We start from the raw sequence: 14,884 nt of genomic DNA on the forward strand, positions 1-14,884 counted from the left end.
TATAGAACAAAAAAACGGATATTCAGCTTATTTTGGTATAATATTAGTAACAATATCAAACGGTATCGCCGAAATGGCTCATATCACTTTCTAGCAGTTGAAGTCAATTGCTTTTATTTGGCATTCGGATTTCAGGTTTTAAAATTCTTTTCGAAGAAAAGTTAGTCTATGTGGAAACAACAATTCGCTGAACATATTGATTATCCAACGGTGATTATCGTTGCGCTCTTAGTCTGTATCGGATTAGCGATGATTTATAGCACAACGCATACCTTAAAATCGCCATATACGTATTTTAACAAACAACTCCTATGGGTAATTTTGGCAGTGTTATGGTTAATTATAATCACCGGGATAGATTATAACTTTTTCTATCGGTATGCTTGGTATTTCTATTTGCTTAATATCCTTCTGTTATTAGCTGTTTTCATTACTGGTCACCGAGCGATGGGTGCGGTTCGTTGGTTGAACATTTTAGGGCTAAAATTTCAACCTTCGGAATTATCGAAAATAATCATTATTTTTGCGCTCGGGAGTTACCTGTCAACAATCGGCGAAAATATTAAACAGGTCAAATTTATCATCGGCGCATTAATCATCGTCGGAATACCGATGGGCTTGATTGTCAAACAACCTGATTTAGGAACCGCAATGGTGTTAGTCCCGATATTATTTGTCATGTTATTTTTAGCCGGCGCTAGAATTAAACATCTGGTATCAATAATCGGTATCGGAATTCTAGCATCTCCTTTCTTATATATGACCTTGAAAGAATATCAGAAAAAAAGACTGTTAGTATTTCTTGACCCGGAAAGCGACCCGCTCGGTGCAGGATATAATATCATTCAATCAAAAATTGCTATCGGTTCCGGCGGTCTTTTCGGTAAAGGGTGGCTTCAGGGAACCCAAACCCAACTAGAGTTCATCCCAGAACATCATACGGATTTTATTTTTTCTGCTTTCGCTGAAGAATTCGGGTTCTGCGGTGCAATCGTGTTAATTATTCTGTATGGTCTATTATTGTATCGTCTCTTTTCCTGGATAAAGCTCATTGAAGATAAACAGGGTATGTTAGCCATCGCCGGATTAGCTACCTTGCTTACAGCACATATCTTTATCAATATCGGGATGACAATAGGAATTATGCCGGTTACCGGATTACCGCTGCCGTTTATCAGTTACGGCGGTACCGCATTGCTCACGTTTGCTACCGCAGTCGGATTAGCAATGAACATCCATAAGCGCAGTGTATAACGTGCGAATGCTAAATAGATAATCAGCACATAACGTCATCCTCGTCAAGACGGAAAGAATCTCCGAAGACAGGACGGAATATTTCGATTGGCTTTTAACCATATGAATTCAATTCAAACCATACTGTACAATACCATCCTTCCATTAGTAACCAAACCAGCGCGATATCTCGGAAACGAATATAATGCAATCCATAAAGATTTCAAAAAGGCGGAAGTAAAAGTCGCTTTAGCGTTTCCGGATATCTATGATATTGCGATGTCTCATTTAGGGTTGAAAATTCTCTACGGGATTATCAATCAACAGACGGAATGGCTCGCTGAACGGGTGTTCGCTCCTTGGCCAGATATGGAAACTGAACTACGAAAACATAATATTCCGTTATATTCACTTGAATCGTTAACCCCGATAAATCAGTTTGATATCATCGGGTTTTCGCTCCAGCACGAGTTAACCTATACCAACGTTCTCAATATGCTCGATTTAGCTGGAATCCCGATTTTTGCAAAAGACCGAACGCGAGAGCATCCGCTCATCATCGCTGGCGGACCTTGCTGTTATAATCCTGAGCCGATGAGTGATTTTATTGACGCGTTTGTTATCGGAGACGGAGAAGAAGTTATCGTCGACCTTATTCATTGTTATAGAACTAATAAAATTACAAAACAAACTCGCGAAACCTTATTAGAAACATTAGCTGATATTGAAGGAATCTATGTTCCCAAAATAAATTCAAAATCGAAATTGATCAGACGGCGGTTGGTAGATTTAGAACATGCATATTATCCTACTCAGCAAATTGTTCCGTATATTGAAACGGTACATGACCGGGCGACGATTGAAATCCAACGGGGCTGTACGCGCGGATGCCGTTTCTGTCAAACCGGATATACGACTCGTCCGCGACAGGAACGCTCGATTCCAACGATTCTTCGATTAGCTGAAGAAACATTGAACCATACGGGATATACTGAATTATCTTTGCTTTCATTAAGTGCTACCGATTACTCTAATATTCAAGAACTAATCCACCAACTGATTACTAAATTAGAACCACAAAAAATTTCGTTATCATTACCTTCGCTACGCATTGATACCTTCTCGGTTGAACTCGCCCGGCAGATTCAGAAAATTCGGAAAACCGGATTCACGTTTGCTATAGAAGCGGGTTCGGAACGATTGCGTAATGTTATCAATAAACCGATTTCAGATGCAGAATGCCTGAATACAATTAAACAAGTGTTTGCTACCGGCTGGCAGCTGGTGAAACTATACTTTATCATCGGATTACCGACTGAAACAGACCAAGATATAATCCAATTAATTAATTTAGTCAACCACATCGGGAACCTCGCTAAATCCGCACCAGGAAAACATGCTAAGGTAAACGTAGCACTTGCATCGTTTATTCCAAAACCACATACGCCATTCCAATGGCTCGCTCAACTTCCAATGGAGACGTTAGACCAGCGCATCCGTTGGATTGATAGTCAACTTAATCATTCGCGAATCGAATTGAAATGGCATGACGTTAAACAGAGTTATCTAGAAGCAGTATTCGCTCGTGGTGACCGAAACCTCGGGCGAGTTATTTATACTGCTTGGAAAAAAGGTTGTAAATTCGATAGCTGGTCGGATCAATTTGCGTTTACCACATGGATAGATGCGTTTAACGAATGTACCCTAAATCCGGATGATTATGCGCTTCGAACTTGGAAACTAGATGAACTATTACCCTGGGAAAACATTGATACTGGAGTATCAAAAACATTTTTAAGACAGGAATATATAAAATCTTTAAATATGGATCTAACCCCTGATTGCCGAACCGAACCGTGTAATCGCTGCGGAATAACAGAATCAGGGTTAAAATTCACCTGCAGACACGCTCAATCACCGCTGAATAGAACCGAGTCTATTTTGCTGCAACCGCCAGCTACAACCATAGCTGATAGCAAAAAGAACGTATCTGAAATCGACCGATGGAAAATTAGACTCAAATTTTCGAAAGGTGATCCGGTCAGATTTATATCACATCTCGATCTGATGAAAACATTTATCAGTGCAATGCTTCGTGCGAAATTACCGATTGCCTACTCCCAAGGATTCAATCCGCAACCGCGATTGAGTTTTGCTAATGCGTTACCACTAGGATATACAAGCGTTGCGGAATATTTAGAATGTGAACTAACTTGCTATCTTTCGCCGGAAACATTTCTAACCCGGTTGAGTGCAGTTATCCCAGCAGGAATAACTCTGCTTGATTGCTGGCTTGTCCCGTTTAATGCACCAGCGTTGTCATCGATTATCACTTCAGCTTCGTATCGAATAACGAATCTTCCTCGCGAGATAACTCGAATGCAACTAACTGATCGAATTAAACGAGTATTATCTCAAAAGGAAATTATTGTGCAAAAGGTTCACCCGAATAAAGTAACTCCGATGAATATCCGGCCGTATATCGCTACACTTGATGTGTTTGACCAGACGAATCTATCCGCTGCAGATTCGATTGGTGTGCCGAATAACTCTCCGATAGGCATCAACCTAACGATTAATATCTGCAATCAAAAAACCGCTCGACCAACAGACATTATATCAATTCTACTTGATTTATCTGACGAACGGATTAAACAACTCTATATCGAACGAACCGGATTGTTTTATACACACAACAATCAATTCATTCCACTTGACCGGGTCGGTGAAGAACTCGTATTACGTTTCCGTAAAACTATGCAATTGATTGAATAACAGGTGAGTATACTCCGAGTTATCGAATAATCGCTACGAATTCTGTTATAATATAACATTATGGGACGAAAAAATACCGCTAAATTAAAAGCAGGTTTGCGAATTATCTCCGACCAGAAAAAACGGATTTTAATTACTATCGCACCATACGAGACCCGAGTTGCGTTATTGGAAGGGGCAACGTTAGCGGAATTGTTTATCGAACGTGCTGCTGAACGCGGAATCGTTGGAAATATATATAAAGCGAAAGTAACTAGTGTTCTCCCTGGTATGCAAGCGGCGTTTCTAGATATCGGTTTCGGTAAAAATGCGTTTTTATACGTCTCAGATATTTTTTATGACCAAGAGGAATACGAACGAATTCTTGAATTAGACGAAGAACATACTCGACCGTATATTTCGGAAGATAAGAAAAAAAGACGACGAATATCCGCTCCGGTAACCATAGACGATTTAGTCCGAAAAAATCAGGAGTTATTAATTCAGATTTCTAAAGAACCGATCGGGAGAAAAGGACCACGGGCAACTACCCATATAACCCTGCCAGGACGGTATATTGTTTTAATGCCGACTATTCAACATATCGGGGTATCGCGACGTATCCAATCTGAAGAAGAACGGAACCGATTGAAAGAATTGATTAAAAAAATCGCTCCGCCAGCGATGGGAGTTATTGTTCGAACCGCTGGAGAAGGCAAACGAGAAACCGATTTTGAACGCGATTTACAAATGCTGATGAATTTGTGGAATCGTATTAAACTCCACAGTGAACGAATGGCAGCGCCATCGTTAATCCATCAGGATTTAGGAATTATCTATCGGGTAGTCCGCGATTCTTTTACCGATGATACCGCCGAACTTATCATCGATTCAGAAGAAGAATTTCACCGGATAACCGACTTAATTGAAGTAATTTCACCGGAGCTGCGGAATCGGATTAAACTGTATGAAGGCAGAGAGTTATTATTCGATGCGTATGGAATTGAATCACAAATTGATAGTTTACTGCATCGAAAAGTGTGGTTGAAAAGTGGTGGATATATTTGCATTGATGAAGCGGAAGCACTGGTAGCTATTGATGTCAATACCGGCAAATTTAGCGGTGGGAAAGATTTGGAAGCGACGGTGTTTAAAACTAATATGGAAGCAGCGAAAGAAATTGCAAATCAAATTCGTGCTCGGGCACTCGGTGGATTGATTGTAATTGATTTTATTGATATGCAAAAAAAAGAAAATCAGGAGCGGGTATTTAAAACTTTTACTGAATATTTGAGTAAAGATCGTGAGCGAATTAACGTCCTCGAATTAACTGAACTCGGTCTGGTAGAAATGACACGACGTCGTGTTCGTCAGAGTATTGGCAAAACGTTAACTCAGCCATGCCCGTATTGTAATGGTGATGGCGTGATTTTATCGGAAACAACGATGGCAATTAAAGTTTTACAAGAGTTAAGAAAACTCTGTATGTTTACCAGTAAACCAAATATAACAATTCGAGTACACCCAACCATTGCAAGTAATTTAACTACAGAAATGAATGAAGTAGTGCAGCAGTTACGCAAAACGTATCGGAAGAATATTGTCATTCATCCGGATGAAAAGTTACATTTTGAAAAATATAATATTGAACTACTTGATAGTGAATAATCTGAATAAGTGAGAACATTCAAAATCTGACGGTTTGTTTCAAAAAGGCAATACTTATGTTCGGAATTCTGATATTCGAATTTCGGAATAATTAGTATTACTAAATTTTACTATGTATCATTTTGACTGTCGATATTTTGTTGGTGAAAAACCATGTAAGTTTAAAGTTGTTTGTCAAGGATGTTCTCATTACGCCCCGGTAAGTGAACGGATTCTGATCATTAAACTTGCTGCTATTGGAGATGTCCTGCGCACGACCCCCCTTCTGACCGGATTAAAAAAGAAGTATCCTCGTTCGTTCATAACCTGGTTAACCGATCCCGGTGCAGCAGAACTATTGAACAATATTCCCGAACTTGACCGCCTGTTGAGGTATAACGGAGCGGAAACATTAACTCGTTTACTCGTTGAACGATTTGATATTTTGATTTGTTTGGATAAGGAAGTTCGGGCAACGGGATTAGCAATGCTGGTTAATGCGCAGGATAAAATTGGTTTTGGATTAAATCAGTTTGGAACAATATTCCCATTTGATACTCGCAGCGAATATGCGTTTGAACTTGGGGTGAATGATGAATTGAAATTTCGGTTGAATCGAAAAACCTATCCGGAAATTCTCTATGAAATGGTTGGGTTACCGTACCATAAAGAAGAATATGTATTTCAGCTGGCAGAATCATCCTGGCAAAAAGCTAAAGAAAAAGCTAAACAATGGAAATTCGCTCCGACGGATTTAATCGTCGGATTAAACACTGGCGCTGGTTCAGTGTTCGCAACGAAAAAATGGACGATTTCGGGATTCATAAAGCTTGCGGAATTGATTTATAAAAAATATCAACCAAAGGTTAAACTCCTTCTCCTTGGGGGACCGGAAGAAATCGGACGAAATCAGGAAATCTTGAAAAACAGTAGAGTTCCGCTTATTGATACTGGCACCGATAATAGTTTAACGGATTTTAGCGGACTGATTAACCTATGCGATATCGTTATCACTGCTGACTCTCTAGCAATGCATTTAGCAATCGCGTTGAAGAAACATGTGGTTGCATTGTTCGGACCAACGGTAGCGCAGGAAATAGAATTCTATGGTCGTGGCGAACCGGTTATTGCTCGGGCGGATTGTGCGCCTTGCTATCGACAAAAATGCAATCAATTGATCAGCTGTATGGATCGGCTTGAAGCGAAAACGGTATTTCGTGCTGTTGAAAAAGTAGTGGACAAACTTAATAGGAAGAAGACTCGAAAAACGAAAATGCGGTTGTCTTCGTCTCGGCTTTAGCCGAGAGTGGTACCCAATTTATGGGATATGTTAGCACTGGAGGTTAAGTAGCTTTTGTTATACTCGCATCACTATTTCAAACAGATTATTCTAAACGAAATTAACCAGCGAATTGTTCGGCCAGTGCGGATTCTCAACTTCAACCCAATTGCTGAACATGACTTGATGCAAAAGCTCCAAGTCCAACTGCCGCAACAGATAACTATTATTAATCCATACAACTTGTTTCCTGAATCCATAATCCGAAAGAAAATTGCTGAACTTCAACCGTTGTTCCACACCCAGCCTAAATCTCATATAGTTCTCCTCTATGATTTTAGTCAAACAGAAGTCGGAACTGAAATCATTAGCACATTGAAAACCGACGGTATCTCGGTTAAGATAATCGCCTCACCACCTGAAATAATTAAACTAGCCCGGGAAAATAAAGACTGCGAATTCTATGTAATTGCTGCGGGATATGAACCATTAGCCGCCTTGATTGCCGCAACTATTTTGACCGCAAAACATCAACAATTAACCAATATCCATCTCTTGGCTGAATTATATATTACTTCGGCGATTGTTCCAGTTGTTTATCATCAACTCAACGATGGTGTAGATGGTATGTTTCTGCCCGGTGAACCTGCGGCAATATCAGGATTTAAAATTTATGAAAAGTTAATTCGTCAACTTGCGGTTCCCTGTATTATCGTAGGTAGTGAACCGATCGATATTCTCCAAGCCATATCCATGCTGTTAGCGCAAATTGAACAGAATACGACAAAATTGGAAATCCAATATCGACATGCGATCCGACCAGAGGGAAATCCGATTGCGTGCACCAAATTGGAATCAGTATTTCGTGTGGTTGAAAGTTTTTGGCGCGAGTATGGAACGATACCGGCAAGTCAATTTGTTCTCAAAGATGAATTTGCCCAGTTTCAAGGTTAGGGGTAAGCTCATTGTTTCCGGTGGATACAATGCAAAAAACTAATTTGTTGTATTTAACCCTATTGCTGATACTATCGCTAACACTATTTTCTTTCGCACAGGATAAAACGCGGTTGGTTATCTGGGGATTTCCGGAAGATGAATCCTGGGTAGGCGTCCATGCGCAAGCGAAATATTTCGAAAAACTCCATCCAAATGTTGAAGTTGTTATGGGAGTTCCGGGCGGTCGTGGTGGAATGGATCCGCAGAAATTGATGACCGCTATCGCCGGCGGGACACCGCCAGACTTGATTTGGCAAGATAGATTTGCGGTTGGCAGCTGGGCAGCCCGTGATGCTTTTCTTGCCCTAGATGATTTAATCGCGCGTGATTCTGTTAACCCGAATGAATATTATCCCGCTTGCTGGCAAGAAACGATATATCAAGGACACGTGTATGCCCTACCCTATAACACTGACGCACGCGCTTTATATTACAACAAAGATTTATTCCGTGAAGTTGGACTTGACCCTAATCGCCCACCTAAAGATTGGGATGAATTGGAAGTATATGCAAAAAAACTAACTAAATTCGAGAATGGCAAACCGATTCGTATGGGGTTTATTCCGAATTTTGGCAATTCTTGGTTATATCTCTACGGATGGCAAAATGGTGGCGAGTTTATGAGTCCGGATGGAAAAATCTGTACGCTAAATGACCAAAGAATTGTTGAAGCGTTAGAATGGATGGTTAAAGTTTATGATATGCTTGGCGGTCGAGCGAAAGTCGTTAGCGGTTTCGAAGCTGGTTTTCAAGGACAGATAACGGATGCGTTTAATATTGGCAAAGTTGCAATGAAAATTGATGGCGACTGGTGTTTAGATGGGATAGCTCGGTATGCACCGAACTTGAATTTTGGAGTTGCTCCGCCACCTTCACCGAAAGGTAAACCAATTATCACCTGGTCTGGTGGATTTTCACTTGCAATACCAGTCAGTGCAAAACATCCGGAACTCGCTTGGCAATTCGCAAAATGGATGAACTCAATCGAGGGCAATATTTACGGAGGTAAAATTCAGCAAGAGTTTAACCGAAAGCATGGTAAACCATTTTATATTCCACGAATGTCTGCAAATAAACAAGTCAATCAAGTGCTGTTTTCTACCTTTCTTCCCGATGACCCGAATTATCAATCAGCAATAAAAACATTTCTCGATTTACTTGAAGTTAGTCGATTTCGACCTGTTACTCCAGTCGGTCAATTACTTTGGGACGAACATGTTCGTGCATTCGATGACGCAAGCTATCACATTCGGACTCCAAAGGAAGCATTAGATTTTGGAACTAAAAATGTTCAAAAAGAATTAGATAAAATATTTAAAAAGAAACCATATAAACTTCTGAATGTTCCGATTACTTTAACGATCGTCTTTCTTTTAGTAGGAATGGTATTTTTGTATTTAATAATTCGTTTCCTTATTGCGCTTCCTCGAAATGCTATTGGAAGACAAGAAGCGTTTACTGGGTTATTATTCGCTTCTCCATGGCTCTTGGGATTTTTGATTTTTACTATCGGACCGATAGTTGCAAGTATCATATTTAGTTTTTGCGAATACGACGTACTCCATCCAGCAAAATGGGTCGGATTCGATAACTACCTCAATCTGTTATGGTTCAAAGTTGAGACAAGTAGTGAATCAGCTACCTATACTAAAGTTTTTACAGTGAATGACCCACTCTTCTGGAAAAGTATCTGGAATACCGTTTATATGGCAATTTTTGGGGTACCACTTTCGATGCTCCTCAGTTTATCTATTGCGATGCTCTTAAACACTAACGTTCGCGGCATGACACTATATCGGACTATTTTCTATCTTCCAGCGATTGTTCCGGTAGTAGCAAGTACTATCTTATGGCGTTGGTTTTTAAATCCGCAGACCGGAATAATGAATGTCCTTCTTTCTTATATTGGAATTACCGGACCGAATTGGATTGGTGACCCTCTATGGACGAAACCTGCATTAATTATCATGCTTCTCTGGGGTGCAGGTGGGGGAATGATAATTTGGCTAGCGGGATTGAAAGGTATCCCGGAACAACTCTATGAAGCAGCAGAAATTGACGGCAGCAATTGGTGGCAACGATTCTGGCATATCACCATTCCGATGTTAACCCCGTATATTTTCTTCAATCTGATTATGGGCATTATTGGATATTTTCAAATATTCACGCAAGCATATTTATTGGGTGGACCAGCGGATTCATTATTATTTTATGTATTAAATTTGTTTTTCCAAGCATTTCAATATTTTAAAATGGGATATGCTTGTGCAATGGCATGGATTTTATTTTTGATTATCCTTGGGTTGACTATTGTCCAAATTAAACTTGCCCCACGCTGGGTACATTATGAGCTAGAACGGAAGTTCTAATAAAACGATGCAAATGAAAAACTGATGGTGATTTATCTGTTTAATCCTATGAAACAGAAAGAGATAATTAAACATATCATTTTGCATACCGTATTAATCATCGGTGCAATAATTTTCGCGCTGCCATTCGTGTGGATGCTGGCAACGTCGTTAAAAACTGATTTACAGATTGAAGATGTCAGTTCAATCTATCGCATGCTCGTCCCGAATCCGGTGCAATGGAGTAATTATTATAAAGCATTAACCTATATATCCTTTTTGAAATATCTGTGGAATACAATATATGTAACCATTATGTCAATTATTGGAGTAATTATTTCATGTTCTTTAGTCGCCTATTCTTTTGCGCGACTCCGCTGGCCAGGTCGTGATGCAACGTTTCTTGTTCTCTTAAGCACTATGATGTTACCTGCGCAAGTTACCATGATTCCGATATTTTTGATTTTTACTAAACTTGGGTGGGTTAACACCTTAAAACCACTTTGGGTACCAGCATTTTTAGGCAATGCGTTTTTTATCTTCTTATTACGTCAATTCTTTTTAACCATCCCGACTGATTTAGAAGATGCGGCGAAAATTGATGGCTGTTCGTATTTCTCAATTTTTGTTAGGATTATGCTCCCGTTAATCCGTCCAGCAATTGCCACAGTAGTTATCTTCCAATTTATGGGTGCGTGGAACGATTTTTTAAATCCATTGATTTATATTCATGATAAAGATTTAATGACACTTTCTCTTGGACTTCAATCTTTTTTTAATCTCCACGGCGCTGAATGGAGCAAACTTATGGCAGCATCGACAATGATGACACTTCCGGTCATCCTTCTCTTCTTTTTCGCACAAAAACATTTTATTCAAGGAATAACCTTAACCGGTATTAAAGGATAAAGTAGCTTACCTTCATCAGCTGATATCCAAAATAGAATCGGGGTTTAGTCTTTAACTTGAACCCAATGCAAATTTTGGGGTTATACTTACTCTAGCCGTTTATGGAATCGAAGGATAGCAACGGTAAATAATATGCTACCAATAAGCATGAGCGGAATAACTTGATTCCATAGTTCGGCAAGTCCGATTCCTTTTAAGAAAATTCCACGGATGATAATTAAAAAGTACCGTAACGGAATTAGATAGGTCAAATATTGAATTAAAGTAGGCATAGAGGCAATCGGAAAAACGAAACCAGATAACATTAACGCAGTATTCGTTGAAAAGAATGAAAGCATCATCGCTTGCTGTTGTGTTTTACTCACGGTAGAAATTAACAACCCTAACCCGAGCGTATTTAAAAGAAATACTACGGTCAATATTAACAGCACGAAGAGATTTCCTCGTAGCGGAATCTCAAACCAAAATAATGCTATTGAAAGGATAAAAAATACTTCAATAAACCCGATGATAATGAATGGAATCAGTTTCCCCAACATTAGTTCATAGGATTTAAGCGGGGTTACTATCAATTGTTCAAGTGTCCCTTGTTCTCGCTCTTTAACAATTGCTCCCGAAGTCAAAGAAACCGTAATAATCGTTAAAATAAGGCAGAGTATTCCTGGAACCATATAATTCCGACTTGCTAAATCTTCGTTATACCAGACACGCGTTCGGCAATCAATCGCAGCAAGTTGAGTTAGTCGGATTCCTTTCTTGATAAATCGTTCTGCGATAAACTGTTGATTTTGTGTCCGCATAATTCCATTGATATATCCAATAGCAATATTAGCGGTATTCGAATCGGAACCGTCGATGAGAATTTGAATCGGAACTGTTTCATAGTTAGTTAATTTCTCCATAAAACGATGCGGAATATGAACTGCTACTTTCGCTTTTCCAGAATCGAGATATGCATCGATTTGCTGTGGGCTGGTAACCCGATATTTAATGGTAAAATACCCTGCGTGGGTAAACGAATCGACCACTTGTCGGCTGACAGGGGTATTATCTAAATCGCAGACTACCATTGAGATATGTTTAATATCAGTAGTAATAACATAACCGAACACGATAAGTTGGAAGATGGGTGCAATAAAAATCGGCGGTAAGGATTTTTTATCCCGAAATAATTGGATGAATTCTTTACGAACAATGTGGAGGATTCGATTCATAACTATGTTAATTAATTTTCCGTTTTCAAAATAATCCATCAAAGCCAGATGGTTCTTAGAGCGTTAAATCGGCACTATCGCTTTTATGTAACCAGAATATCATTTGTCTAATTGAATGTATTTAATCCAGTTTTTTCTTAAACCGCTTAGCAGCGATGGATAATAAGACGAACGCAAATAAGATTAAAATAATCGTTTCTTTCCATAATACACTTAGGCCTATTCCTTTCAAGAAAATCCCGCGAACAATAACCAGATAATATCGCGCTGGAACCAGATAGGTTATCGGCTGAATAAACTTCGGCATAGTTTCTATCGGAAATGCAAATCCGGATAATAAAAATGTCGGTAACATAGTCAATAATAATGCAGTTAGCATAGCAGCGGCTTGGTTTGACGCAGTAGCGGAAATGAGCAATCCGACCGCTAATGAAGTTATGAGAAAAACCATCGAAAGGATAAGTAGTAAGGTGATACTTCCATAAATTGGAACTTCAAACCAGAACCGCGCTAAAACCAGAGTTAGCAGAACGTCAAAAAAAGCAATGACAATATACGGTAAAAGTTTCCCGATAATTAACTCTCGTGGTTTTAATGGACTTACCATAAGTTGTTCAATGGTTCCACGTTCACGTTCACGCACAACCGATAATGCTGTAAGTAGCGCACTTGACATCGTCATAATAATCGCAATCAAACCCGGAACGAGAAAATTAATGCTACGTAATTCTGGATTATACCAAACGCGTAACCGATCTTCTATCGGTGGTAACCCTGCGATTATCGATCGCGCTTGTGTTGGAATTCGTTTAAGCATCAGACGATTCGAATACGTTTGGACGATTGCATTGAGATAACTTAAGGTAATAATTGCGGTATTAGAATCAGAACCGTCACATATTGCGTAGAGTATTGCAGGTTTATCTGATTTTAACTTTTTCTCAAAATCCGGCGGAAACCAGAGCACGAGATTAACTTTTCCACGATCAAGCAAATCGTTAATTTCCGTCGGATGGATAAGGTTATATTTCAAACGAAAATACCCAGATTTTTCCAGACTAGTTAAAAGCTCTCGGCTTGCTTGACTTTTATCAAGGTCATACACTGCCGTAACAATATTTTTTACATCATACGATATTCCATATCCATAGAGAAACAACATAATTACTGGCAGCATAATTACGATAAATAACGAGAACGGGTCACGCCAAATATGGATAAATTCTTTTTTCGCAATGGTTATTGTTCTCGGTTGACTTGTCATCATAATAGTTCGGATTAAAACCTAGGTAGATTATATTATTCTCTACGGTTCCGATTTAGACTTATAACTCTATTTGCTTTATTCTATCTAATTCAGCTTAAATTTAACCCTATCTTCAATTGGAGGCACAACGAATAACTCGAAACAGTACTTAATTTTTGATTTTATCTGATGTCTCAAATTAAACAATCACCATTTGTTATCAGTTTTTATTTCCATTGGAACGTTTCCCCTAAATTCTTTCCTTAACTCTTCTCGTTGCGCTTGGTCAACTAAAGATACAAAAATATCTTCTAAGCTTGGTGGAATGTGCGTATAACGAGTAACCGTAATTCCATTCTCTTTCAAGGATGAGATAATGGTATGTTTCATTGCATTGGCATCTTTAGTAACAAAATGAATTAATGAACCATAAAATGTTACATCGGTAATCTCTTTCATTTGTTTTAAGTTCTCAATCGCGCACATCATCGGTTGGGCATCGAGTTCAACTAATTCACCCTGCATATTTTTCTGCTTTAATTCACTCGGGCTCCCTTCAGCAATAAGTTTTCCGCCGTAGATAAATCCAAGTCGGTCGCAATGTTCTGCTTCATCCATATAATGGGTAGTAACCATAATCGTTACCCCTTTTTCAGAGAAAGAATAAATCAAATCCCAGAAGTTGCGCCGCGAAATTGGGTCAACACCGCTGGTCGGCTCATCGAGAAATAACAGTTCTGGTTTGTGCATGATGGCACAAGCAAGAGCTAACCGCTGTTTCCAACCACCAGCAAGATTTCGGGTAAGTTCATTTTTCCGATCAGATAACCCGGATAACGCTAGCATCGAGTTAATTCGTTCATTTTTTTCATGTTCAGGAACAGAATAAATTCCTGCATAAAATAATAGGTTTTCTAGTACGGTTAAATCCTCATATAATGAAAATTTTTGGCTCATATACCCGATGCGTAACCGGATCTGTTCAACATCTTTGACGATATCATAATCGAGCACTTTTCCGGTGCCTGATGTCGGTGCGATTATCCCGCAGAGCATTCGAACCGTAGTAGATTTTCCAGCTCCGTTCGGACCAAGGAATCCATATATTTCACCTTTTTTAATTCGGAGATTAACCTTATCTACGGCAACGAATTTATGAAATGTTTTCGTTAAATTATCGGTATATACCGCATAATCGTTCATAGTTATAATATTTTGGGTTAAGCCCCAACCATATTGTTATATTTTCGGACTATAC

General features: G+C 39.2%; 10 protein-coding genes. 7 read left to right on the top strand and 3 right to left on the bottom strand.

Annotation, left to right across the window (positions count from 1 at the left end):
* Positions 1–168: 168 nt before the first annotated feature.
* The 7 genes from rodA (at position 169) to N3A72_07025 (ending at position 11,166) form a co-directional block, all read left to right on the top strand.
* Complete coding sequence (gene rodA / locus N3A72_06995) at positions 169–1,254, top strand: rod shape-determining protein RodA (protein MCX7919340.1); 1,086 nt, start codon at positions 169–171, stop codon at positions 1,252–1,254.
* Positions 1,255–1,356: 102 nt separating this feature from the next.
* Complete coding sequence (locus N3A72_07000) at positions 1,357–4,008, top strand: TIGR03960 family B12-binding radical SAM protein (GenBank protein MCX7919341.1); 2,652 nt, start codon at positions 1,357–1,359, stop codon at positions 4,006–4,008.
* A 60-nt stretch (positions 4,009–4,068) separates the two neighbouring features.
* Positions 4,069–5,655, top strand: a complete 1,587-nt coding sequence (locus N3A72_07005) for an Rne/Rng family ribonuclease (protein MCX7919342.1) — start codon at positions 4,069–4,071, stop codon at positions 5,653–5,655.
* Between the two features lie 112 nt (positions 5,656–5,767).
* Entirely contained in the window at positions 5,768–6,934 is a 1,167-nt protein-coding gene (locus tag N3A72_07010) for a glycosyltransferase family 9 protein (GenBank protein MCX7919343.1), read from the top strand.
* Positions 6,935–6,988: 54 nt separating this feature from the next.
* The gene (locus tag N3A72_07015) at positions 6,989–7,867 is read left to right on the top strand and encodes a hypothetical protein (GenBank protein ID MCX7919344.1); all 879 of its coding nucleotides are present in this window, start codon (positions 6,989–6,991) and stop codon (positions 7,865–7,867) included.
* 29 nt (positions 7,868–7,896) lie between these two features.
* On the top strand, positions 7,897–10,278 hold the full coding sequence (locus N3A72_07020; protein ID MCX7919345.1) for an extracellular solute-binding protein: 2,382 nt from the start codon (positions 7,897–7,899) through the stop codon (positions 10,276–10,278).
* A gap of 48 nt (positions 10,279–10,326) precedes the next feature.
* Positions 10,327–11,166 (top strand): carbohydrate ABC transporter permease, encoded by an 840-nt coding sequence (locus tag N3A72_07025; GenBank protein ID MCX7919346.1) that lies wholly within the window; start codon positions 10,327–10,329, stop codon positions 11,164–11,166.
* Between the two features lie 86 nt (positions 11,167–11,252).
* On the opposite strand, the gene N3A72_07030 is transcribed toward N3A72_07025, so the two are convergent.
* From N3A72_07030 to N3A72_07040, 3 genes are all read right to left on the bottom strand, one after another.
* The gene (locus N3A72_07030; protein MCX7919347.1) at positions 11,253–12,380 is read right to left on the bottom strand and encodes an ABC transporter permease; all 1,128 of its coding nucleotides are present in this window, start codon (positions 12,378–12,380) and stop codon (positions 11,253–11,255) included.
* A 121-nt stretch (positions 12,381–12,501) separates the two neighbouring features.
* The gene (locus N3A72_07035) at positions 12,502–13,647 is read right to left on the bottom strand and encodes an ABC transporter permease (protein ID MCX7919348.1); all 1,146 of its coding nucleotides are present in this window, start codon (positions 13,645–13,647) and stop codon (positions 12,502–12,504) included.
* A gap of 186 nt (positions 13,648–13,833) precedes the next feature.
* Positions 13,834–14,829 carry an ABC transporter ATP-binding protein gene (locus tag N3A72_07040; protein MCX7919349.1) on the bottom strand — a complete coding sequence of 332 codons (996 nt, stop codon included), beginning with the start codon at positions 14,827–14,829 and terminating at the stop codon, positions 13,834–13,836.
* Positions 14,830–14,884 lie beyond the last annotated feature (55 nt).

The organism is bacterium (assembly GCA_026416715.1).
Lineage (GTDB): Bacteria > UBP4 > UBA4092 > JAOAEQ01 > JAOAEQ01 > JAOAEQ01.